The organism is Bradyrhizobium sp. BRP56 (assembly GCF_020194035.1).
In the GTDB taxonomy this organism is placed as follows: domain Bacteria; phylum Pseudomonadota; class Alphaproteobacteria; order Rhizobiales; family Xanthobacteraceae; genus Bradyrhizobium; species Bradyrhizobium australafricanum.
The window spans coordinates 147,034-169,172 of sequence record NZ_JADYVV010000001.1 but is presented as its reverse complement, the minus strand read 5'-3'; the positions used below and the strand labels follow the sequence as shown (position 1 = coordinate 169,172).

20 protein-coding genes are annotated in these 22,139 nt (G+C 65.2%); 7 read left to right on the top strand and 13 right to left on the bottom strand.

Annotated features, from left to right (window positions below; translation table 11 throughout):
* Positions 1 to 96 precede the first annotated feature (96 nt).
* From I6F38_RS00775 to I6F38_RS00765, 3 genes are all read left to right on the top strand, one after another.
* Positions 97 to 1,005 (top strand): LysR family transcriptional regulator, encoded by a 909-nt coding sequence (locus I6F38_RS00775; RefSeq protein WP_225158669.1) that lies wholly within the window; start codon positions 97 to 99, stop codon positions 1,003 to 1,005.
* A 62-nt stretch (positions 1,006 to 1,067) separates the two neighbouring features.
* Entirely contained in the window at positions 1,068 to 1,688 is a 621-nt protein-coding gene (locus I6F38_RS00770) for a hypothetical protein (RefSeq protein WP_225158668.1), read from the top strand.
* A gap of 215 nt (positions 1,689 to 1,903) precedes the next feature.
* Entirely contained in the window at positions 1,904 to 2,677 is a 774-nt protein-coding gene (locus tag I6F38_RS00765; RefSeq protein WP_225158667.1) for an SDR family NAD(P)-dependent oxidoreductase, read from the top strand.
* Positions 2,678 to 2,816: 139 nt separating this feature from the next.
* Here I6F38_RS00765 and I6F38_RS00760 read toward each other — a convergent pair whose 3' ends face one another.
* From I6F38_RS00760 to I6F38_RS00725, 8 genes are all read right to left on the bottom strand, one after another.
* Positions 2,817 to 5,264: a TonB-dependent receptor gene (locus I6F38_RS00760; RefSeq protein ID WP_225158666.1), complete on the bottom strand. Its 2,448-nt coding sequence runs from the start codon at positions 5,262 to 5,264 to the stop codon at positions 2,817 to 2,819.
* A 334-nt stretch (positions 5,265 to 5,598) separates the two neighbouring features.
* Positions 5,599 to 7,077 (bottom strand): FAD-binding protein, encoded by a 1,479-nt coding sequence (locus I6F38_RS00755; protein ID WP_225158665.1) that lies wholly within the window; start codon positions 7,075 to 7,077, stop codon positions 5,599 to 5,601.
* Between the two features lie 142 nt (positions 7,078 to 7,219).
* Positions 7,220 to 8,107, bottom strand: coding sequence for a LysR family transcriptional regulator (locus I6F38_RS00750; RefSeq protein WP_225158664.1), 888 nt, complete (start codon positions 8,105 to 8,107; stop codon positions 7,220 to 7,222).
* Between the two features lie 193 nt (positions 8,108 to 8,300).
* Positions 8,301 to 8,975 carry an RraA family protein gene (locus I6F38_RS00745; RefSeq protein ID WP_225158663.1) on the bottom strand — a complete coding sequence of 225 codons (675 nt, stop codon included), beginning with the start codon at positions 8,973 to 8,975 and terminating at the stop codon, positions 8,301 to 8,303.
* A gap of 33 nt (positions 8,976 to 9,008) precedes the next feature.
* Entirely contained in the window at positions 9,009 to 10,034 is a 1,026-nt protein-coding gene (locus I6F38_RS00740; RefSeq protein ID WP_225158662.1) for an amidohydrolase family protein, read from the bottom strand.
* A 22-nt stretch (positions 10,035 to 10,056) separates the two neighbouring features.
* Positions 10,057 to 11,385: an MFS transporter gene (locus tag I6F38_RS00735; RefSeq protein WP_225158661.1), complete on the bottom strand. Its 1,329-nt coding sequence runs from the start codon at positions 11,383 to 11,385 to the stop codon at positions 10,057 to 10,059.
* 29 nt (positions 11,386 to 11,414) lie between these two features.
* A complete protein-coding gene (locus tag I6F38_RS00730) occupies positions 11,415 to 12,746 on the bottom strand; it encodes an MFS transporter (RefSeq protein ID WP_225158660.1) in 1,332 nt (443 codons plus the stop codon).
* 51 nt (positions 12,747 to 12,797) lie between these two features.
* Positions 12,798 to 13,784, bottom strand: a complete 987-nt coding sequence (locus tag I6F38_RS00725; RefSeq protein WP_225158659.1) for a hydroxyacid dehydrogenase — start codon at positions 13,782 to 13,784, stop codon at positions 12,798 to 12,800.
* 186 nt (positions 13,785 to 13,970) lie between these two features.
* Here I6F38_RS00725 and I6F38_RS00720 point away from each other — a divergent pair, with 186 nt between their 5' ends.
* The gene (locus I6F38_RS00720) at positions 13,971 to 14,906 is read left to right on the top strand and encodes a LysR substrate-binding domain-containing protein (RefSeq protein WP_225158658.1); all 936 of its coding nucleotides are present in this window, start codon (positions 13,971 to 13,973) and stop codon (positions 14,904 to 14,906) included.
* A 189-nt stretch (positions 14,907 to 15,095) separates the two neighbouring features.
* On the top strand, positions 15,096 to 15,446 hold the full coding sequence (locus I6F38_RS00715) for a hypothetical protein (RefSeq protein ID WP_225158832.1): 351 nt from the start codon (positions 15,096 to 15,098) through the stop codon (positions 15,444 to 15,446).
* Between the two features lie 22 nt (positions 15,447 to 15,468).
* On the opposite strand, the gene I6F38_RS00710 is transcribed toward I6F38_RS00715, so the two are convergent.
* Positions 15,469 to 16,365, bottom strand: a complete 897-nt coding sequence (locus tag I6F38_RS00710; protein WP_225158657.1) for a LysR family transcriptional regulator — start codon at positions 16,363 to 16,365, stop codon at positions 15,469 to 15,471.
* Positions 16,366 to 16,481: 116 nt separating this feature from the next.
* Here I6F38_RS00710 and I6F38_RS00705 point away from each other — a divergent pair, with 116 nt between their 5' ends.
* Positions 16,482 to 17,360: an NmrA/HSCARG family protein gene (locus I6F38_RS00705; protein ID WP_225158656.1), complete on the top strand. Its 879-nt coding sequence runs from the start codon at positions 16,482 to 16,484 to the stop codon at positions 17,358 to 17,360.
* On the opposite strand, the gene I6F38_RS00700 is transcribed toward I6F38_RS00705, so the two are convergent.
* The 3 genes from I6F38_RS00700 to I6F38_RS00690 form a co-directional block, all read right to left on the bottom strand.
* Positions 17,357 to 18,067, bottom strand: a complete 711-nt coding sequence (locus I6F38_RS00700) for a gamma-glutamyl-gamma-aminobutyrate hydrolase family protein (RefSeq protein ID WP_225158655.1) — start codon at positions 18,065 to 18,067, stop codon at positions 17,357 to 17,359. The two genes, I6F38_RS00705 and I6F38_RS00700, sit on opposite strands and share 4 nt — an antisense overlap.
* Before the next feature lie 85 nt (positions 18,068 to 18,152).
* Positions 18,153 to 19,127, bottom strand: coding sequence for a hypothetical protein (locus tag I6F38_RS00695; RefSeq protein ID WP_225158831.1), 975 nt, complete (start codon positions 19,125 to 19,127; stop codon positions 18,153 to 18,155).
* Positions 19,128 to 19,320: 193 nt separating this feature from the next.
* The gene (locus I6F38_RS00690; RefSeq protein ID WP_016847653.1) at positions 19,321 to 19,809 is read right to left on the bottom strand and encodes an Lrp/AsnC family transcriptional regulator; all 489 of its coding nucleotides are present in this window, start codon (positions 19,807 to 19,809) and stop codon (positions 19,321 to 19,323) included.
* Between the two features lie 126 nt (positions 19,810 to 19,935).
* Here I6F38_RS00690 and ald point away from each other — a divergent pair, with 126 nt between their 5' ends.
* Positions 19,936 to 21,051, top strand: a complete 1,116-nt coding sequence (ald, locus tag I6F38_RS00685; protein WP_225158654.1) for an alanine dehydrogenase — start codon at positions 19,936 to 19,938, stop codon at positions 21,049 to 21,051.
* Positions 21,052 to 21,303: 252 nt separating this feature from the next.
* On the opposite strand, the gene I6F38_RS00680 is transcribed toward ald, so the two are convergent.
* Positions 21,304 to 22,086 carry a helix-turn-helix domain-containing protein gene (locus I6F38_RS00680; protein WP_225158653.1) on the bottom strand — a complete coding sequence of 261 codons (783 nt, stop codon included), beginning with the start codon at positions 22,084 to 22,086 and terminating at the stop codon, positions 21,304 to 21,306.
* Positions 22,087 to 22,139: the final 53 nt, after the last annotated feature.

Here is a 22,139-nt window from a genome sequence, read left to right as displayed (position 1 = left end):
CCGCTTTCTGGAGAGGACGATATCGTCTAGAATTTGCCGATAAAGCCATGCATCTTGATATCACTTGTCGGGAATGGCGAACAATCGGGGACGATTTTGGACCGCATCGATCTGTTCCGCATCTTCGCTCGCGTCGTCGAGTGCGCAAGTTTTACGCGGGCGGCCGATACGCTGGGCCTGCCGCGCTCGTCGGTCTCGTCAGCGGTCGCAGAACTGGAGCAGCGCGTCGGCGCGCGGCTGCTGCATCGCACGACGCGAAAGGTGTCGCCCACGCATGACGGCGCGGCGTTTTACGAACGAGCCTTGCGCGTCGTTGCCGATGTCGAGGAGGCCGAGACCCTGTTCCGCCACGCCGCCGCCGAACCGTCCGGCAGGCTCAGGGTCGACGTGCCCGGGCGGATCGGCCGTCTGATCATCGCGCCGGCGTTGCCGGCTTTCCTTGATCGTTATCCGCAGATCGACATCGATCTCGGCGTCACCGATCGCGCCATCAACCTGATCGAGGATTCCGCCGATTGCGTCGTGCGCGTCGGCCCGCTCAGCGATTCCGGCCTGATCGCGCGGCCGCTCGGCAATCTGACGCTGATCAATGTCGCAAGCCCCGGATATCTCGCGCGCCACGGCACGCCGCGAATACCCGACGATCTCGGCGCGCATTGGGCGGTCAACTACGCGTCGCCCTCCACCGGCCGCATCGAGGAATGGGAGTGGTGCGAGCAGGGCGCAACGCGCACGGTCGCGATGCGCGGCCGCGTCACCGTCAACAGCGCCGAGGCCTATATCGCATGCTGCCTCGCCGGCCTCGGCCTGATCCAGATTCCCGCCTACGACGTGAAGCGGCATCTCGATGCCGGAGAACTCGTCGATCTGATGCCGCGGCACCGCGGCGCGCCGATGCCGATGACCTTGCTCTATCCGCACCGTCAGCATCTGTCGCGGCGGCTGCAGGTGTTTGCCGACTGGCTGACGGATTTGCTGAAGCAGAAGCTGCTCGCAGCGGAGTAGGGCGCAGGCTGGCGTTCCCGGTCGTCGGGACGTATAATCCCGGTGCTCGTGACGGTAACCTGATGACCACTTTGGTAAGTAAACTCGCCCCCGCAATCGCAGCGTTGGCGCTGTGCCTGAGCGGCCAGCAGGCCAGTGCCCAGGCCGGCCCGGTGCGCTACTGGACGCCGGGCTCGCTGTTCGGCTTCGGCGGCAGTCTCGCCGACGGCCAGAAGGCGGATACTTACGGAAACTTTCCGAGCTTTGACGCCGCCGGCGCGCAAAGCGGCGACTTTTCATATCTGAACGGCCGGCCCGACGGCTGGTTCGCCGGCAGCGAAGGCGGCCGCGTCGGCTGGAACGCGCTCGGCCAATCGGCGGCGTTCGGCTCGCTGGAATATCAGGGCGCGCAGTTCGGCTACAATTTCAGGGGCGTCGGCAATACGCCCGTGACCTTCTTTGCCGGCTTCGACACGCTGAAATACAATCCGCCCGGTGCCGGCGGACCGCTGGCGCCGTTCAGCGGCAATCCCGGCGTCAACGCCGGCTATTCTGCGCGCGCGGGCCTCGAGTTCCGGCCGACTTCGAATCTCAGCCTGTCCTTCGGCGCGAGCTTCACCCAGCAAGGGGCGGAGCGGATGGACAGCGACATTCATTCGCAGCTGCTGCCCGGCCAGTCTCCGGTCCTGTTCGGCGGCCGGTAAAGCGCGATGAGAATCGTCATCGCGCTTTAGCTCTTTGTTTGAGCATGATCTCCGCGCAAACGCGTCCCGCGTTTGTCGCGAGGGAAAACCGCTTCGCACTTTTCCGGATCATGCTTTAGCGCGTCAGCGCAAGACGGCAGCGCCGCGGTCCTGATTCAACCAAAACTTCAGAACCCAAGAAGGCTCGAAGTCACGGGCACAGTCAGGATCGAAACATGGACATGCAGGGCAAGATCGCACTCGTCACCGCCGCGGCATCCGGCGCCGGCCGCGCCGGGGTACGCATCCTCGCGCGCGAGGGCGCGGCGGTCGCGGTGGTCGACCAGAACGAGGCCGGCGCGAAGGCGGTGGTCGACGAGATCAAAAAGGGCGGCGGGCGCGCGCTGGCGCTGGCCGGCGATCTGCGCGATGACGGCTTTGCGCGCGACATCGTCACAGCGACGGTGAAGGAATTCGGCGCGCTCGACTGCGTGTGGAACCACCTCGGTATTCCCGGTCCGTCCGTGATCGACGATCTCGAGGGCTGGGATCTCAGCGTCGATCTCAACCTGCGCTCGCAGCTGATCACCACCAATGCGGCGCTCGGCCAGATGACCGCGCGGCGTCAGGGCAGCATCCTGTTCACCGCATCGACCTCGGGCCTGGTCGGCTCGCCGTGGAGCCCGACCTATTCGGCGGCCAAGGCCGGCGTGATCGGGCTGGCGCGCGCGCTCGCCAAGCGCCACGCCAAGGATGGCGTCCGCGTCAACGCGATCTGCCCCGGTGCGATCGACACGCCGATGCTGCGGGTGTTCGTCAACCGGCCGGACCAGCCGGGCCACAACGAGGCCGATCCGGAGGAGCTGATCAAGGCCGCGGTCACCCGCAATCCGATGGGCCGCGCCGCGCGTCCCGAGGAGATCGCGGAGGTCGCGGTGTTCCTGCTGTCGGACAAGGCGTCGTTCGTCACCGGCATCGCGATGCCGGTCGATGGCGGGACGGTGGCGTAGCGTCTTCCAGGAATTGCCCTAAAACATGATCCGGAAAAGTGCGAAGCGGTTTTCCGAAAAGATCATGCTCAAACAAAGAGCTAAAGCCTCAAACAAAGAGCTAAAGCGCGATGACGATTCAACCTAATCACATCGCGCTTTAGAACTTCGCCCTGATGCCGGCATAGGCGGCGAGTGGCATGCCGGGCACGAAGGTGCGCGGATCGGTCAGCTGGGCCATCAGGTTGGGCGCAGCTCCGGCGCTGGCAAAGCCGCCGGTCTCGTAGAACGCGCCGCCGAGATAATAATGCTGGTTGAAGACGTTGTTGATCAGGCCGAACACCTCGATATTCGGCGTGATCCTGTAGGAGGTGTGCAGGTTCACGACCGCGTAGGCCGGGACCTTCTGGCTCTGGTTGGTGTCGTCGCCGATCAGCCACTGGCTGCCGACCACGTTGACGTCGGCGCCGACCTTCCACGCGTCGGTGGCGAGGTACTCGACACCTGCCTTGAAGCGGTGCGCCGGAATGCCCGGGATATGGTCGCCCGGCTTGACGTTGATGAACCGGACGTCATCGTTGTTCGGGTCGGTCAGGGCGTTCGGGTTGTCGGGAGCCGGCAACGTATTTGCGCTTCGATAGGTCGCATCGATGAAGGTGTAGTTGGCATAGGCGTTCCAGCGATTGACGCGGTAGTCGAGCTTGGCTTCGATGCCCTGCCGCAGGGTCTGCCCCGCATTCTGGAAATAGCCGAAATTACCTGTGCCGATGGGGCTCTGCACCCGGATGATATCGTCGTCGGACAGAGTGTGGAATGCGCCGAGGCCCCAGCTCAGCATGCCGGTCCTGGCGTCGTTGCCCCAGGTGCCGCGGAAGCCGGCCTCGACGGTGTGCGACACCACCTGCTTGAGCGGCGGATCGGACACCAGGAAGGAATCGATGACGCAGGGGCGGGCCGGATCGGAGCAGCCGAGCTCGAGCGGCGTCGGCGCGCGGTTGGCCTCCGAATAGCCGGCATAGAAGGTGAGGTTCGGCGTGATCTTGTAGGTGCCGCCGATCACCGGGTTGAGGCGCTGGAATCGGTTGCTGCTGTTGAGCTGGTTATTTGTCCCGGTCTGGTCCTGCAGATCGATCTGGGCATAGTTGAATCGTCCACCAGCAGTGACCGAGAACCTGTTCGTCACGTCGAAGGTATCGGTGAGATAGACGCCGGTGTAGGTGTTGGTGGCGCGCAGGTCGACCGGGGCGAGACCGGCATCGGGCTGGTTGATGAAGATGCCGGTGCCGGTCACGAACAGGTTGTTCGGATCGATCGTTCCGAGCTCGCTGGTCGCCGTGAATTTCGTGTTGCCGTGGTCGACACTGACGCCCATCACAACGTGGTTGTCGTGTCCGAACAGCTTGTCCGAGTTGGTCAGCTGGGCTGTGCCGCCGAAGCTGTTGGTCGCGGCCCGGTTGCGGTCGACTTCGCCAAGGAAGGCGTTGCCCAGCGTGTTCGGAACCGAGGGACCTCCCGCCGGACCGAAAATCGGCAGGTCGTCGCCGATGCACAAACTGTCTCCCCCGTCGCAGGCATGCACGTCGGTGCCGTTGCCGTCGACATGGGTCTGCCGGAAGCCGCGGAAATAGGCATTGCCCTGGAACGACCAGGTATCCGAGAAATTGTGGTTCAGCGTCGCGTTGACGAAGGCGAGCTGAAGCAGCGTCGTCTGCGGCCAGGTGTAGACGCTCGACCAGCGCTGATTGAGCATCTGCACCGGCGTTGCCGCGACATTGCCGAGCAGGTTGCTGGCGCCGGTGAAATTGACGTGAAATTCGGTGTCGTCGTTGCGTGCGCCAACGTCCACATACATGCGGTTGATGTGCGACGAATTGGCGTGGTCGCGCCAGCCGCGATCATACGCGGATTCGAACGCAGCGTAGGCGGAGATGTTGTCCCTCTGGCCGCCGGCCTGCACGCTGCCCTGCACGCGCCCGTGGGAGCCGCCGAACAGTTCAGCCTCGGAGCCCTGATAGGTGAATCCGTTCTTCATCTGGATGCTCAGCGCGCCGCCGATCGCGTTGAGGCCGAACACCGGATTGTTGGGAAACAATGCGACGCTGTCGATGGCCTTTTCCGGGATGAAATCCCAGTTGACCACGTCGCCCCAGGATTCGTTGATGCGCACGCCGTTCTGGTAGACCGCGATGCCCTGCGGCGTGCCCTGGACCGGCGAGGCGGTAAAGCCGCGGTAGTCGAGATTGCGCTGGAACGGATTGCCGGTCTGGTCGCCCAGCGTGACGCCCGGCAGCTTGCGGTTCACAGCATCGAGGAAGTTGGTCGAATAGTTGTGACTGAAATCCTGCGTCGTCATCACCGCGGTGTTGGACGGGACCTTGTCGCGATCAATCAGGGTGGAGTCGCGGTCGGAGGGGCCGGGTGCAGCGGTGCCGACATCGGGGCCCGCTGCCGGAGCAACAGGTCCGGTTCGGGTTCGCGCGGTTCGCGTGGTCCGAACCACCGGCCGTGCCGTCGGCCTTGCGCTGCGGGTGCCGGCCAGAGGTGTGGGCGCAATCACGTTGACGGGCGGCAGTTCAGTGGGGACCGGATCGGCCGTCTGAGCGTGCACGACAGTCGATGGCAGTGCAGAGCCAATAACAGCCAGCACGGCCGCAGCGCCGTGCGTATAGACCGAAGAAGACAAAGACCGTGTTGCCGCACGCAACAACGCACCAGCCATGACGCCCACCCCCAAGCCGCGGTTCGGCTTTTATCCCCGACGAACCTGGCTCGGAGACTGCGGGAGCGGCGTGGCTTTGGCAAACAAGATCAATCCCGGGGGACCGGGATTCTTTTCCATCTGGAATCGGGAAAAATTCCCGATTCCATCCCTCGCGGGACCAACCGGCTGCATACCGGCCGGTTTCGGTCGGCGTGCTACTTCTGTTCACGCGGCGCCGGGATCAGAACAGATTGTAGCCGGGGGTCAGCAGATTGGCCGGATCGTAACGCCGCTTGGCGTCGCGCAGCTTCGGCCAGGCCGAGCCGAAGTGACGTTCCCAATCCTTCGGCGCCATGGGCAGCGCGCTGACTGGATATTGGACGCCGCCCGCACCGCGGATCTGCTCGTAAAGCAGGCGGTTCTTCGACCGCGTCTGGCCAACCCCTGCCGCACCTGCCGACGCCGGCATGTGAACGATGTTGAAGCAGAAGGCGATGTTGCCATCGGGCCACCGCACCAGCGGCGTGCCCGACGCGCGCGTGTTCAGGGGATAAAAGGTCACTCGCCCGAGCGGCCCGATCTCCTCAACCGAGAGGCGGCCGATCATCTCGTCGGCCAGGTGCTCGGCGTTGCCGTCAGGCAGAAACGTGAACAACCAGGGGTGCGGGCTCGACCACAGCCCCTTCGACTTGAGCAGCGCTTCCAATTTCGCGAAGGCAAGCGCGTCGTCGTGATAGGCCAGATCGGTGATCACCGCCGTATTGCGGTCGTCGGACAGGGATCCAAGCACGGCGCCGTCGTTTGGGGGCGAACCCTTGTCGTAGAACACGGCGCCTTCGAGCTGGTATCGCCAGCGTCCGGGGCCGGTCGGGAGAATGGCTCCCTGTAATTGATCGAAGCGATCGTCTTGAAGCGCGCGGCGCTGGTCTGCAGCCAGTGAGGCAAGGTCCCGGTAGAAAAGCTGGTATCGGCGGACGCGCTCGGGCGCGCGCACCAGCTTCAGGGTTGCCCGTGTGATCAGACCGCACTGTGCAAGCCCGGCCCGGGCGGCATCGAACAGATCGGCGTGCGACTGCGGCGAACAGGTCAATTGCTCGCCGGTTCCCGTAACCATGTCCAGCGAGAGAACATGGTCTGTCTGCATGCCATGGCGCGACGAACTGCCGCCGATTCCGCCGACGGAGATCGTGCCGCCGACGGAAAGGCCGAGATAGTTGGTGAGCACCGGGGGCGTGAGGCCTTGCGCCAGGGTCGCTTCGAGGACGCGTTCCCACGTCGTGCCGGCATCGACGACGATACGATCGGCCGCAATGTGGTGGATCGCGTTGAGCGAGGTCATCTCGATGACGATGCCACCTTCGGTCAGCGCGCGGCCATAGGTCGAATGGCCCTGCCCGCGTGCCGCTATCTTCTGCCCTGACTTGCCGGCCCAACGAACCAGGCGGACGACATCGGTGGCGGAGCCGGGCTTCAGCACCGCACGAGGTTGGCCTTGAACGATGTTGCCGAAATCGCGGGAAACGGCGGCGCGGTCGTTGTTGTCGTTGCTGAGCGCAGTAGCAGCCGGGAGCAGTTCGCACGCATCTTGGCTGAGCTCGCCGTCGGCCGCGGACCCGTCGCAGGCCTGGGCCTGTGCCAGCGTCGTCGGGGAGGTGGCGCGAGACGCCAACGCTGCGGCCGCGCAAAGTCCTGCGCCGAGCAGGGTACGCCTGTTCGTCATGGGGCCTCCTCATGTGCATGATGCGGCAAGCCTCGTTGCCGCTCACCCGCACAATGGGTTCGGCACGCTTGCCGGACAATCAGCGCCTGGCGGGAAGCACCTTCCCATTTGCCGAGAGAATGGCGATGGCGCGCGCCAGTGTCTAAAGCTGCTCGTGCTTCAGTCGATCGATCAGGCTATCGGCGAACAGGCGCGTCTTTGCCGCCGGCATGCCGCTTGGCGGGAACACCGCATGGATCGGCATTCGCGGTGCTTCGAACTCCTCGAGAACAATTTCGATCGCGCCATCGTTGACGAGATCACGGACCTGCCAGAACGGCCCGTATCCGAGGCCGATGCCGTCACGTGCAGCTGCGCAGAACGCCGCGGTATTGTCGGTCTCGAAGCAGCCATTCACCCGAACCGTCCTGATGCCGCCATCGATCTGAAACCGCCATATCGCGGGCTCGCCCCCGCTCGTGGTGCGGAGGACGCATTGATGCCGGTCGAGATCGTCGGGATGAGCCGGGCGTCCGTAACGTGCGAAGTAGCGCGGCGCGCCGTAGACGACGGTACGAATCTCACCAAGCCGTCGGGCCTTGAGCGACGAATCCGGCAACTCCCTGATCCGGATGGCGATGTCGAAGCCATCGCCGACAACATCGATGGCTCGATCCGAGGCCTTGAGTTCAGCCTTGATCAGGGGGTAGCGGGCAATGAAGTCCGCGATGACGGGCACGATAAACGCCGACGCGAACTGTACCGGCGCGGCGATGCGAAGCAGGCCCGACGGTTCGGCGCGCTGGCTGGCCGCTTCGAGACGTGCCTCGCTGATCTGCGCAACGGCAGGTTTGACGCGCCGATAGAACGCCAATCCCGCCTCGGTCGGAAACGACTGCCGGGTTGTACGTCGCACCAACTCGACGCCGACGCTGCGTTCGAGTGTCATCAGCGATCGATTGACCGATTGCAATGAGCGGCCCAGCCGACGTGCGGCCGCCGTCTGGCTACCGGCATCGATGACCGCGAGAAAGACTTCGATATCTTCCATCGAGCCACCTCATTCTCCCGCAAACCGGAAGGATATTACGGTGTGAGGGGATTGTCAGGAGAGGCTGGCCGTTCGCCGGGAACCGATCCGGCAGGGAACCGGCATGGCACGACGCGCGATCTCGACCGCGCTTGTCGCATTCGGCGACGCTCGATTGCGGGACGCCGGGCAGCGTCCCGCATCAGCGTCGATCTCAGTCCTTGAACTCGCAGCCGAGGCGCTGCAGGGCCTCGTCGACCCAGCGGCGGTCGCTGGTGCCGGCGAGGATCTGCTGGATGGCCTTTTCCTCGGTGGCCTTCTTGGCCTCGGTCAGCTTGCAGATGGCCTCGGCGTCGTCATGGGGCACGCAGAGCACACCGTCGTCGTCGGCCACGACGAGGTCGCCGGGCTCGACGATCATGCCGTCGATCGAGATGGCGCAATTGATTTCGCCTGGGCCATCCTTGTAGGGGCCGCGATGGGCGACGCCGGCGGCGAACACCGGGAATGATCCGGCGCGGATCGCGCCGGCATCGCGGATCGAACCGTCGATCACGAAGCCCGCGACGCCCTTCCTCTCGGCCAGCGTCGACATGATCTCGCCGATGATGGCGTTGACCAGCACGCCGCCGGCATCGACCACGATCACGTCACCCGGCTGCGCCAGGTCGATCGCCTTGTGCACCATCAGATTGTCGCCGGGCCGGGTCTTGACCGTCAGCGCCGGGCCGCCGAGCCAGCCGCCCGCGTGCATCGGCCGCAGCCGGTTGGTGCCTGCGATCCGCGACATCGAATCGCTGATATTGGCGACCGGCAGCGTGCGGTAGCGCGCGACGAGGTCAGGCGACACTTTCCGCTTCGCCTTGTGAATTGCAAATCCTATGGCCATCGGTTTTCTCCGGTGTGTTAGCGGCGCGGTCGTTCAATGCGCGCGGCGGTCGAGATGGGCGTTGAGGCGAGGATAGACGCGGCGGGCATTGCCTTCAAAGATCTTGGCCTTGTCCGCCGCGCTCAGCGGCAGCGCGTCGATATAGCGGCGGGTGTCGTCGAAGTGATGACCCGTTTCAGGATCGATGCCGCGGACCGCGCCGACCATTTCGGACGCAAACAGGATGTTCTCGACAGGGATTACCCTGGTCAACAGCTCGATGCCGGGCAAGTGATAGACGCAGGTGTCGAAGAACACGTTCTTCAAGAGATGCTCCGACAGCGGCGGCAGCTTCATGTCCTGCGCCAGGCCGCGGTAGCGGCCCCAGTGATAGGGCACCGCGCCGCCGCCATGCGGGATGATGAACCGCAGGGTCGGGAAGCGCTTGAACAGATCCGAGGTCAGGAACTGCATGAAGGCGGTGGTGTCGCCATTGAGGTAATGCGCGCCGGTGCCATGGAAGCAAGGATTGCAGGACGAGGAGACATGGACCATCGCCGGCACGTCGAGCTCGACCATCTTCTCATACAGCGGATACCACCATTCGTCGGTCAGCGGCGGATCGCACCAATAGCCGCCGGCGGGATCGGGGTTGAGGTTGCAGCCGACGAAGCCGAGCTGGGTCACGCAGCGCTCCAGCTCCTCGATGCAGTTCGCGGGCTTGACGCCCGGGCTCTGCGGCAGCTGGCACACGGGGACGAAGTTCTGCGGGAACAGCGTGCAGACCCGGTGCACGAGGTCGTTGCAGATCGTGGTCCATTCGCGGCTGGTCGCTTCCTTGCCGACGTGATGCGCCATGCCGGCGGCGCGCGGCGAGAAGATGGTGACGTCGGTGCCGCGCTCCTTCTGAAGGCGAAGCTGCGCGCCCTCGACGCTGGAGCGGATCTCGTCATCGGTGATGCCGAGATTGGTGGTGAGCGGCCGGCGCGACTTGTCGGCGAGGCTGGCGAGCTGCTTGTCGCGGAAGATCTGCAGCTTGGCCGGTTCGGTGGTGTAATGGCCGTGACAATCGATGATCATGGTTGCTTCCTTGGCAGGGGTGTCAGTGTGCGACGGATGACGGGATCGCGCCCGTCAATTCCGTCTCGCGCGGCTTGACGCGCATGGTGGCGGCGATGGCGGAGGCGACGAGCAGGAAGCCGGCGATCCCGACCAGCGCCCAGGAGAAGCTTCCGGTGGAGTCCTTGATCAGGCCGATGCACCACGGCCCGATCAGCCCGCCGAATTGCGCCAGCGTGTTGACCAGCGCGATCGAGGCGGCACCGGCCGCGCCGGTCAGCAGCGAGGCATTGATGCTCCAGAACAGCGGATTGCCGGCATTGAGGCTGAAGCCGACGATGCAGAGGAACACGAAGGCCAGCACCGGGCTCGCGACATAGGCGCTGCCGAGCATCGCGACCGCGGCCAGCAAGTAAACTGCTGCGAGATGAAACTTGCGATCGGCGGTCTTGTCCGAGCTGCGGCTGACCACGATGGTGCCGATCACGCCGAGCAGCGGCGGGATTGCCGAGAGGAAGCCGACCTGGATGTTGCTGAGATTGCCCATGCCCTTGATGATCTGTGGCAGCCACAGCAAGAGGCCGTAGATCCCGACCAGCGCGCAGCCGAACAGCGCCGCCAACAGCCAGACCCGGATATCGAGCACGCATTCGATCAACCTGTGCTGCCCCTGTTGTTCGATCTCGGCCCGCTCGGCGGCGAGTTCGCCCTCCAGCCAGGCCGCCTGCTCCTTGGTGAGCCAGCTCGCCTTGGCCGGGCGGTCGGTGAGATAATAGAGCGTGAACAGGCCGAGCAGAATGGTCGGCACGCCCTCGGCGAGGAACATCCATTGCCAGCCGTGGAGACCGGCAGCGCCATCGAACCAGGTCATGATGCTGGTCGAGATCGGCCCGCCCAAAACCGCCGAGAACGAGCCGGCGATGATGTATCCCGCCACCGCGCGGGCGCGATAGCGCGCCGGGAACCAGTAGGTGAGGTAAAGCACCACGCCGGGCATGAAGCCGGCCTCCGCGACGCCGAGGCCGAACCGCATGACGTAGAGGCTGAGCGGATTCCAGACAAAGGCGGTCAGCGCGGCGACGAGGCCCCAGGTGATCAGGATCCGCGCCAGCCAGATCCGCGCCCCGAGCCAGTGCAGCATCAAGTTGCTCGGCACCTCGAGCACCATGTAGCCGAGGAAGAAGATGCTGGCCGCGAAGCCGAAGATCGCCGGGCTGAGGCCAAGGTCCTTGTTCATCGTCAGCCCGGCATAGCCGAGATTGATGCGGTCGAGATAGTTGAAGAACATCATCACGAACAGGATCGGGATCAGCCGCCAATAAACGCGGTGGATGGTCTGCTGTTCGAGCTCGCTGACAGAAGATGCGGTCACTGAAATCCTCCCGTTCATTGCGATGGCGTTCATTGGGTCGCGACGCCATTTCGGATGTTGTTAGGGTGTCCGGTCTCTCGTTCGTGCGGCGGGCGTTCGGCGCCGTCCGGCGCGCCGCCCGCTGCCATCGTTCTGAGGTCGATGCCCTGCTGCTCGGGCAGCAGCAACGCCGCGCACAAGGCGGCGGTGTAGCCGCAGATGGCGCAGATCGCCATTGCGTCGCCGAGATGCATCCGCGTCGAGAGAATGCCGACGGTCGCCGGCACGATCGAGCCGAGGCCGCGCCCAGCGCTCAGCGCAAAGCCGGCGCCGTTGGCGCGGATGCTGGTCGGAAACAGCTCGGCAAAAGTCGGCATCAGGCCTGAGGCGAGGCCGGCCTGCAGCGCGCCAAGGAAGAATCCGAGGATGATGGTGATGCCCTGGCCGATCGGCGCCTGGGTGTAGACGACGACGTTCAGTGCCTGGCAGACCAGGAACAGCATGAAACCCTTGCGGCGGCCGATGCGGTCGGCGATCAGGCCGAAGGCGATCGGTCCGACGAACGATCCGAAGATGTTGACGGCGAGATAGCCGGCGGTGTGGGTGACCGGCAGATGCAGCCCGGTTTGCAGATAGGTCGGCAGCCAGGTGATCATGACATAAGCCGCGCCGAGCGTGCCGGTGGTGAAGAAGGTCGCGACCAGCGTCTTGAACAGGTGCTCGCCGGTGAAGATGGTCCAGAAGCTGTGCGTCGGCGAGGCGGCGCGCTGCGCCTGCTCCTCGACGAAGATCGCGGATTCCGGCACGAAGCGACGGACGAAGAACACCAGCAGCGCGGGGAGGATTCCAATCGCGAAGAACACGCGCCAGGCCATGTCCTGCGACAACCAGCCGAAGATGACGGGAAACAGCGCCACCGACAGCGCATTGCCGACGGCGTATCCGCTCTGGATCGCGGCGGCGACGCGGCCGCGCATGCCGGCCGAAACCACTTCGGCGACCAGCACGGCACCGACCGCGGCCTCGCCGCCATAGCCCATGCCCTGGATGGCGCGTGCAACCAAGAGATACCAGAAGCCGTCGGCAAAGGCGGCGGCAAAGGTCGAGACCGCGACCAAGAGGATGGTGAATTGCAGCACGCGCACCCGGCCGAACCGGTCCGCGGCAATGCCGGCGACCCAGCCGCCCAGGGCGGTGCCGATCAACGAGCTGGAAGCCAGAATGCCGGCGTCAGGCCGCGACAGGCTCAGCGTTGCGATCAGCGCCGGCGTGACCAGCGCGTAGATCGTCGTGTCCATCGAATCGAGTGCAAGGCCGCCGAAGGCAGCGAAGAAGGTCTTGCGTTCGACGGCGGACAGCTTGGACAGCCACCCCAGATTCATGTTCGTTTCCTCTTGATATCGCGGCCTCTTGCTGGGCCGTTTCCGCGAGATTTAAGGCGCGTCGAGTGCCGCCGGGTTGACCACATTGGCGCGATCGATGTTGCGTTGCGTGAGGACCGCGACGATGTTGCGCGCGGCCTCGACGCCGGTCCGCGTGATCGATGCGCCGGTTTGGGCTGCGATATGCGGCGTCACGATCAGGTTCGGCGCCTGCAGGATCGGCCTGTCCTTGGCCGGCGGCTCCTCCGCCAGCGTGTCGAGGCCGGCGCCGGCGAGATGGCCGCTTCTCAGCGCCGCGCACAGCGCGTCCTCGTCGACCAGCGCGCCGCGCGCGGTGTTGATCAGGAGCGAGCCTGGCTTCATGGCGTTGAGCCGTCCGGCTTCGATCATGCCGCGCGTCGCATCGGTCAGCGGCGCGTGCAGGCTGACGATGTCGGACACCGCGAGCAGCTCGGCGAGATCGGCGGCTTCGCGCGCCAGCGCCGGATCGACGCGGCCCTTGCTCCGGCCGAGCGCGACGACGCTCATGCCGAGCGCGGCCGCCGCGCGCGCAACATGCTGGGCGATGCGACCGAAGCCGACCAGGCCGATCGTGCGGCCGCGGATTTCACGGCCACGATAGGTGGCGCGGTCCCAGGCGCCGGAATGGGTTCTCGCGTTCAGGCTGACGACGTCGCGCCCGAGCGCGAGGATCAGCGCGATGGCGTGTTCGGCAACCGCAGGCGCGTTGGCATCACCTGCAACCATCACCAGCACGCGCTTGGCCGTTGCAGCATCGATATCGACGCTGTCGACGCCGGCGCCGTGCTTTGCGATCACGCGCAGGTGCGGATTGTCGGCGATGGTGGCGGCGGAGAACACCGGATTGCCGCGCATCAGGATCGCCTGCGTCGGCGCCCGCGCCATCTCGTGCGTGAGACGCTCAGGGGTGACGGCATCGCGCATCAGCACGACATCTGCACCGATCTCGCGGAGGACATTGACGGCGGCCGGCGCGAGGCTGTCGCCGGTGACCAGAACGCGAAACGGAGCGGTCATCTTCTATCGTCCGCTGCGATATTGCATGGCTGACCCGCTACGCGCGCCGCGCCATTCTGCCTGAACCTGACGCATTTCGTGCGCTTCTCCCTTGGAGCACAGGTGATTTCGCGCGAAGATCGGGAAACGGCCCCGTGAGGTCAAATACCTTGTTGACCCCCGACTTATAGGGAATCGGAATAAGCGATGGATTACAGGCAGCTTCGTTACTTCATCGCGGTGGCCGAAGAGCTCAGCTTCAGCCGCGCAGCGAAACGCTTGCATGTCAGCCAGCCGCCGCTGAGCACGCAGATCAAGGCGATGGAGGAAGAACTCGGCACGCGCCTGTTGGCGCGGACGCGGCGCGCGGTGGAACTGACGCAGGCCGGACAATTGCTGCTGGAACATGCGCGGCGTGCGGTCAGCGAGCTTGATCTCGCGTCGGAGACGGTACGCCGTGCGGCGCGCGGCGAGGCCGGCATGATCCGGGTCGGCTTCACCGGCTCGGTCCCGATGCTCGACATGTTCGCCGAGCTGTTCCGCAGCTTTCGCGCCAGCTATCCGCGGGTGAAAATCGAGCTCAGGCACATGTCGACGGCAACGCAGCTACGCGCGCTTGCCGACGCCGAGCTCGATGTCGCGATCATGCGCCCGCCGCTCGATTTCAGGCCGGCGGCCGATCTGCAGGTCCATGTGGTGTGGCGCGACCGGCTGATGGTGTTTTTGCCGCTGGATCATCCGCTGGCCGGCGCGAAGGGTGCGCTCAAGATGGCCGACCTTGCCGAGCATGAATTCGTCGGCATGGCCGAGAGCGGCTGCGGTGTCGGCGATCAGGCCGCGATGCTGTGCCGGCGGGCGGGCTTTGCCCCGCGTGTGGTGCAGGAGGCGCATGAATTGCGCACCGTGCTCAGCCTGGTTGCGGCCGGGATTGGGCTTTCGATCCTGCCGTCCTGCTACCAGCAGGCCGGCGTGATGAATGTGGTGGCGAAGCCGCTGGACACGCCGGATGCGGAGAGCCGCATGCTGGTGGCGATGCGCTCCAACGCTTCGCTGCTGCCGCGCCGGTTCGTCGAATGCGCGCTGCAGGCGGCGTCGCGCAGCGCACCGCCGCTCGTTCTGGAGGTTGCGGCAGCGGGTCGTTGATCGTGCCGCACGCCCTATACTTTCGTCGGCCGTAGTCTTCCGGCATCCCGTCTGGCCTTGCGCTTGCATCGTTCAATGTCAGGTGCTGGGGCGCGGATGTGTCGTGTTCTCGCCTGCGGCGGCAGCGTCGCAGACGAGCAGTCTGTGACGCGCGCCCGCAGCTGGATCGACACTTACGGAGACGACGACATGCACGCCATCACGCGTGCGGCACTGCTGCTCGGGACGATGTGGCTGACATCGCCGACCCTGGCGCGGGACGACGGCCGCTACGCCAATTCACCGCTAAAGCCCTGGTTCGAGAGCCTGCGCAGCGGCTACGGGCAATGCTGCTCGGATGCTGACGGCTATGTGGTCGCCGATCCCGACTGGGAGTCGGATCACGGCCACTATCGCGTGCTCATCGACAATGAATGGGTTGTCGTGCCGAACGAGGCCGTGATCACGGAGCCGAACAAGGTCGGGCGCACCATGGTGTGGAAGCACTATATCGACGGCCACCCGCGCGTGCGCTGCTTCATGCCGGGCAGCATGACCTGAGGCGCATCGTCCGGGCTGCAACTCAGGCCGGCGGAACGAACACCCGGTTCGGGAACGCCTGCTCGACGACGTCGAGAAACGCGCGAACCTTTGCGCCGACCAGCCGTCGCGAGCTCTGCAGCGCCCAGATCTCGACCGGAGGTCTGGTATCCGTTCCCCAATAGGCAAGCCGCCCTGCGGCAATGTCGTCGTCGACCAGCAGCTTGGGCAGCAGGGCCGCGCCGGCGCCTGCGAGCACCGCATCGCGCATCATCAGCATCGATGAGAGACGCAGCATTGGTCGCGGCCTGAGCGTGGTCTCTTCGCGTTCATGTCGGATGCGCCAGAGCGTGTCCAGCGGCGTCTGCGACATCAGAACGGCATCGACGGAGACGCCATTCGGATCGCGCGCGGCGGTCGTCGGCCGTTGTCGATCGGGATGCGCCACGACGAGCAGTTCGTCGCTGAGGAAGCGGCGGCCGACCAGACGTTCATCCGCTGACGGGTTGATGCGGATGACGAGGTCATAGCCGTCCTCGACCGGGTCGACCAGGCGATCCTCCGCGACGATCTCGAGCTGGACGTCGGGATAGGCGTGCGCAAAGCGCGCACCGATCCGGCCGAACGCGACATGGGCGAGCAAGACCGGCGCACTGACCCGCAAGCGGCCGCGCGGCGTCGACGCGCCGAGCACTACGGCTTCGCCGGCCTCCGCGATGTCGGACAATGGACCGCTGGTGCGCTCGTGCAGCGCGCGGCCCTCATCGGTCAATCGCAGACTCTGCGAACCCCGCTCGATCAAGCGGACGCCGAGACTCTGTTCGAGTTCGGCGACACGGCGGGACAGCGTCGCCTTGGCCCGTCCGGAGGCGCGGCTGGCGCGGCCGAGCCCGCCATGCGCGGCCACCAGATTGAAATCGGCGAGTGCCTGAAGGTCCATCGAACTGTTCCATATTCGAAACGGTCTGTTCAGATAATGCCATCTCCAAAGGAAAATTGGAACGGATAGCTTCTCCGCAACGGCAGACGGTCTGCCCCAAAAGAGGAGTATTCGACATGACCATTCTAGTGACAGGCAGCACGGGCACCATCGGCACCCAGGTTCTCAATCATCTCGCCGGTCAGGGCGTCGAGGTTCGGGCCCTGACGCGTTCGCCCGGCAAGGCGCAATTTCCGCAGCACGTGACGGCGGTTCGCGGCGATCTTGCCGACGTGGATTCGGTCCGCGCGGCGCTCGTTGGCGTCAGCACGCTGTTCCTGCTGGTGCCGAATGCGGCCGACGAACTAACGCAGGCGATGCTGACGCTGGCCGCCGCGCGCGAGGCCGGCGTCAAGGGCGTCGTCTATCTCTCGGTGTTCAAGGGCGAGGCCTATGCGGACGTGCCGCATTTCGCCGGCAAGCACACGGTCGAGCGGATGATCGAGGCGCTCGATCTTCCCGCGACCATCCTGCGTCCGGCCTATTTCATCCAGAACGATCTTCGGCTGAAGGAGCCGCTGCTGAACTTCGGCGCCTACGGCATGCCGATCGGCGCGAAGGGCATCTCGATGGTCGACATCCGCGATATCGGCGAGGCGGCCGCGATCGAGTTGCTGCGCCGCGAGCGCGCGTCCGGCCCGCTGGGCCGCGAGACCTACGCGCTGGTCGGCCCCGATGTCGTGACCGGCGAGGGCGCGGCTGCGATCTGGCGCGATGAGCTTGGCCGCGCGGTCAGCTATGGCGGCGACGATCTCGCGGCGATGGAGCAGCGTTTCAAGGCAGCGATGCCGGCATGGCTCGCGCTCGACATGCGCCTCATGTTCGGCCGGTACCAGAGCCACGGCGCGGTCGCGACGGCCGATGAGCTGGCACGCCTGACGAAGCTGCTCGGCCGCGCGCCGCGGGCCTATCGCGATTTCGCCCGCGACGCCGCCGCGCAGTGGCGCAAGGGCTAGCTGCCCCCGTGCGTGAGGAAGCGCGTGACCACGCCGCCAAGCGTGGCGTGGTCGAGCGGCTCTGCCAGCGAGGTCTTGGCGGTCTCGACCACGCTATCGGGCGCGAGGCCGCGGCGCAGGTCGCACAGCGCGCCGGCATAGTCGGCGGTGAATTCCGGATGCGGCTGCACCGACAGCGTCGTGCCGTTGGCGTAGAGCAGGGCGGCGTGCGGCGTGAACCCGGACGACAGGATGGTGCGCGCTGAGGCGGGCGGGTCGACCACCTGGTCCTGATGCGAGCAGGCGACGGCGACCGTCTCGCCGTCGATCAGCCCGTTGTCCGGCGCGATCCGATAGATATGGCGCCCGATGCCCCAGCCCTTCTCGGATTTGCGCACGGTGCCGCCGAGCGCCTGCGCGATCAGCTGATGGCCGAAGCAGACGCCGACGGTTGGAATGCGCTTGTCATGGGCCGCGCGAACGAAGGCTTCGAGCGGCGCGATCCACGCGACATCGTCGTAGACTCCGGCGGCCGATCCCGTGATCAGGATCGCATCCAATGCGGCCGGATCCGGCAGCGTCTCGCCATTGGCGGGGCTGACGACGTCGCAGCCAACAGATGGATCGGCGGTCGCCACCATCCGCTGAAACATCTGCGGATAGCTGCCGTGGCGCTCGCGGAATTGCGGACTGACGAGCCCGGTTTCGATGATGGTGATGCGGGGCATGGAACGCGCTGACAGATGAGCGGGGATGCCTCAGCCTTTACTCCGAAAGCACTGGCGGCGACAAGCCGCGCGCGGCGGTCGCCGATCAATTCCGCAACGGTGCCGCCGCGTCGATCGTGGCGGTGTGCTGCGCTGTCGGCGTCGTGCTTGCGGTCGCCGGCGTCGTACTCTCGCTCGCCGGTGTCGCCGTCACGATCACGGGTTCGGTGCGGTAGCGCGGCAGCTGATCCTCGAGCGAGTAGCCGACGCAGAGCGCGAGGCTCGACCAGACCGCCATGCTGAAATACAGCGACATCCAGGCGATCTCCTCGCGCCATTCCGCGATGTCATGGGTCACGACCCAGCGCCGGCTGACGTCGCGCAGGCCTTCCAGCGGATGCAGCAGCGTGCCGCCGGCGGCGAGGTTGGCGCGCCAGCGATTCAGATACATCGGGACGTCGACGGTCATCAGGAAGGCGAGGAAGCCGGCGATGCCGACGATCGCGACGATGAAGGCCCAGCGCACCGGGCCATGAAACTCCGGCAGCAGCCGGCACAGCGCAATGCCGACCAGGAAGAACACAACCGCCCAGATCGAGTTCTCGATCGCGTTGCAGAGATAATGGGTGGTCAGCACCGCATACCAGGAAAAGCATTCCGCGATCACGATCAGCGGCACGATGATCCAGGCGATGGTCACGGTGGTCTCGGCGCCGGTCATGGTACCGAGCTGATGCAGGATGATCGCCCATTGCGCGGCGAAGCAGACCTCGGCGACGGTGGCGACGGTGCGGCCGACCACGACGCTCGACAGCCAGGTGTCGAACAGGCAGATGCGTTGCACGTCGGCGCGCGGCAGGACCGAGCGGAAAGCACAGCCGAACACATAGGCCGCGCATAGCAGCATCATCAGGCCGATGCCCGAGGTGTTGCTGAAGCTGCCATTGGCCTGTTCATTGAACTGGCGGTAGAGCGCGAACCAGATCGCGATGTTGGCGGCGCTGACGAGGCTCAGGAAACCCCACCACCGGACCACTGGATTTGACCAAGCCAGCGAAACCGGCCGTGCCCGCCACTCCATGCTCATTCACCGCTCCGCGTGTAACCGAATTGATATTGAACTGTAGCAATTCTGTCATAGAAGGCGGCGAATCACGAACTAAAAATTGCGTGTGGGAGCGAGCCGGGCAGATCCGATTGTGTCAGTGCCCGATTGTGTCAGTGCCCGATTATGACAGTGCGCGATTGTGACAGTGCGCGGTGTTGCGTGACCGTCAGCCGCGCAGCGCCGTCTCGGGAATGGTGCGGCGGACCACTTCGCGCATCGCGAAGCTGGAATGGATGCGGGCGACGCCCGGCATGCGCGACAGATGCTGCTTGTGGATGCGCTCGAAGTCGGCGATGTCGCGGGCGATCACCTGCAGATGATAATCGTCGCTACCCGACATCAGATGGCAGGACACGACGTCGGGGCAGCGCGCGATCGCGGCCTCGAAGGCTGCCAGATAATCCTCGCTCTGCTTCTCCAGCGTGATGGTGACGACGACGGTCGTCACGAGGCCAAGCGCTGATGGTTCGAGGTCGACGCGATAGCCGCGGATCACGCCGATCTCCTCGAGATGGCGGATCCGCCGTGCGCAGGCGGTCGGCGACAACCCGACCTTCTCGGCAAGCTCGATCTGGCTGGCGCGGGCATCAGCGACCAGCTCGGCGAGGATTCTGAGGTCGATACGATCGAGACCGTCCACGCAGATTTCCTTCAAGGGCTGAGCTGAAAGCGAAGGATATGGGCGTATTTGGCTGTGAGCAAGCCGGAAATCGCTGAGAAACGCCATGTGACGGGGCATAGCCTTGATGGCGGCGGAAACGAATCCTTCAAGGAGCGGACCATGCGCATCGGCGTGCCCAAGGAAATCAAGGTCGAGGAATATCGGGTCGGGCTGACGCCTGCCTCGGTGCGGGAATATGTGGCGCACGGCCACGAGGTCGTGGTCCAGCGCGGCGCCGGTGACGGCATCGGTGCCGGCGACGACGTCTACACCCAGGCCGGCGCGCGGATCGCCGATACCGCCGAAGAGGTGTTCTCCGTCGCCGAGATGATCGTGAAGGTGAAGGAGCCGCAGCCGTCCGAATGGACCAGGCTGCGCGAGGGACAGATCCTCTTCACCTATCTGCATCTCGCGCCCGACGTGCCGCAGACCGCGGGGCTGATCGCCTCCGGTTGCACGGCGGTGGCCTATGAGACCGTGACCGACGCACATGGTGGACTGCCGCTGCTCGCGCCGATGAGCGAAGTCGCCGGCCGGCTCGCGATCGAGGCCGCGGGCGCCGCGCTGCGCAAATCCGCCGACGGCATGGGCAAGCTGCTCGGCGGCGTGCCCGGCGTCCCGCCGGCGCGGGTTGCGATCATCGGCGGCGGCGTGGTCGGCACCCATGCGGCGCGGATGGCGGCCGGGCTCGGCAGCGACGTCACCATCCTCGACCGCTCGTTGCCGCGGCTGCGCCTGCTCGACGATCTCTTCCTCGGCCGCGTCCGCACCCGTTACGCCACGCTGGAAGCGATCGAGCAGGAGGTCTTCGCGGCTGACGTTGTGATCGGCGCGGTGCTGGTGCCCGGCGCCAGCGCGCCCAAGCTGGTGTCGCGCGCGCAGCTCGCAGGCATGAAGCGCCGCGCGGTACTGGTCGACGTCGCGATCGACCAGGGCGGTTGCTTCGAGACCTCGAAGCCGACCACGCATCAGGCGCCGACTTACCTCGTTGATGACATCGTGCATTATTGCGTCGCCAACATGCCGGGCGCGGTGCCGGTCACCTCGAGCCACGCGCTCAACCACGCCACGCTGCCGTTCGGCCTGGCGCTGGCCGCGAAGGGACTGCGCGCGCTGGTCGAGGATCCGCATCTGCGCGCCGGCCTCAACGTCCATCGCGGCCGCATCACGAACCGCGCCGTGGCCGAAAGCCAGCATCTGTCGGCCGTGATGCCCGAGGAAGCGCTGGCGTCGTAGGAAATTCGAAAGATCTAACTGCAGCGCGGGTCCAACCTCCCCTTGAAAAGGGGAGGTCGCTTTGCTCGCCAGAGCAAAGCGGGTGGGGATCAACTCTCTCCACATAGAGCGTCGCCTGCGGCTGACCCCCATCCCGACCTTCCCCCTTTCAGGGGGAAGGAGAAGACAGATATTTAGTCCGAATGCTTCGCTCCATCCGGGCTACGGCTTTGTCATCCGCACGAAGCGTTGAGCGTCCCGAGAGGTCTTTTCTCAAACGAATTTTGGCCCGGCTTCATCTGCCAGTTGTTTCAGCCGGTTCTGCATGACTTCAATGATCTGCGCGCGCTTTGCCGCGATGCGTTCGATCGGGCCGCCAATGCCGATGGCGAGCGGAGCGCGTCGCTTCGGCAGGGGAACGAGCATGCCTATTGTGTTTGCGCCTGGCGTCGTGCGGCCGCCTGTCTCGGAAAAGCCGCGGCGGCGAATGCGCTCGACCTCCTCGAGAAAGGCGGATTCGCGAACGCGCGCCGACTGACTCGGCTCCTCGGCATTGTTGCGCCGGATAATGCCGCGAATTTTGGTGTTCGGCATTTGGCTCAGCAGCACGTGTCCGAGCGCGGTCCGCACCATCGGTCGTATTTGACCGGCTTGTGCTGTGTACTGAAGCTGAGAGCCGCCGGGGACAACGTGCAGATATTGCATCCCGGCGGCGCCGGCCTGTTGTCCGAGCATGACGGTTTCGCCGCCCGTCGCGGTCCAGAGTTCCTCCATCAGATCGGTGAGCTTGGTATCACGGAACGGGGAACGACGGATCCAGTCACCTAGCAAATTGACCCGGTAGCTCGGGATGAAGAGCCGGGTCTTTCGCTCGTATTCCAGGTAGTTCAATTCAACGAGACATCGAAGCAACACGGACGTGCTCGATTGCGGCATCTCCAACGCGGACGATATTTCGGTCACGGAAGCAGCCCGCTTTGTTTTCCGAAAGAACTCCAGAACCGCAAACGTCCGCATGGCCGATTTGACGATGGCCGTCTTATTCGGATTCGGCATGGCTGGCTCCTCGGCGGGTCAAGTACCGCACCTCCATCACATATGTGATGTTA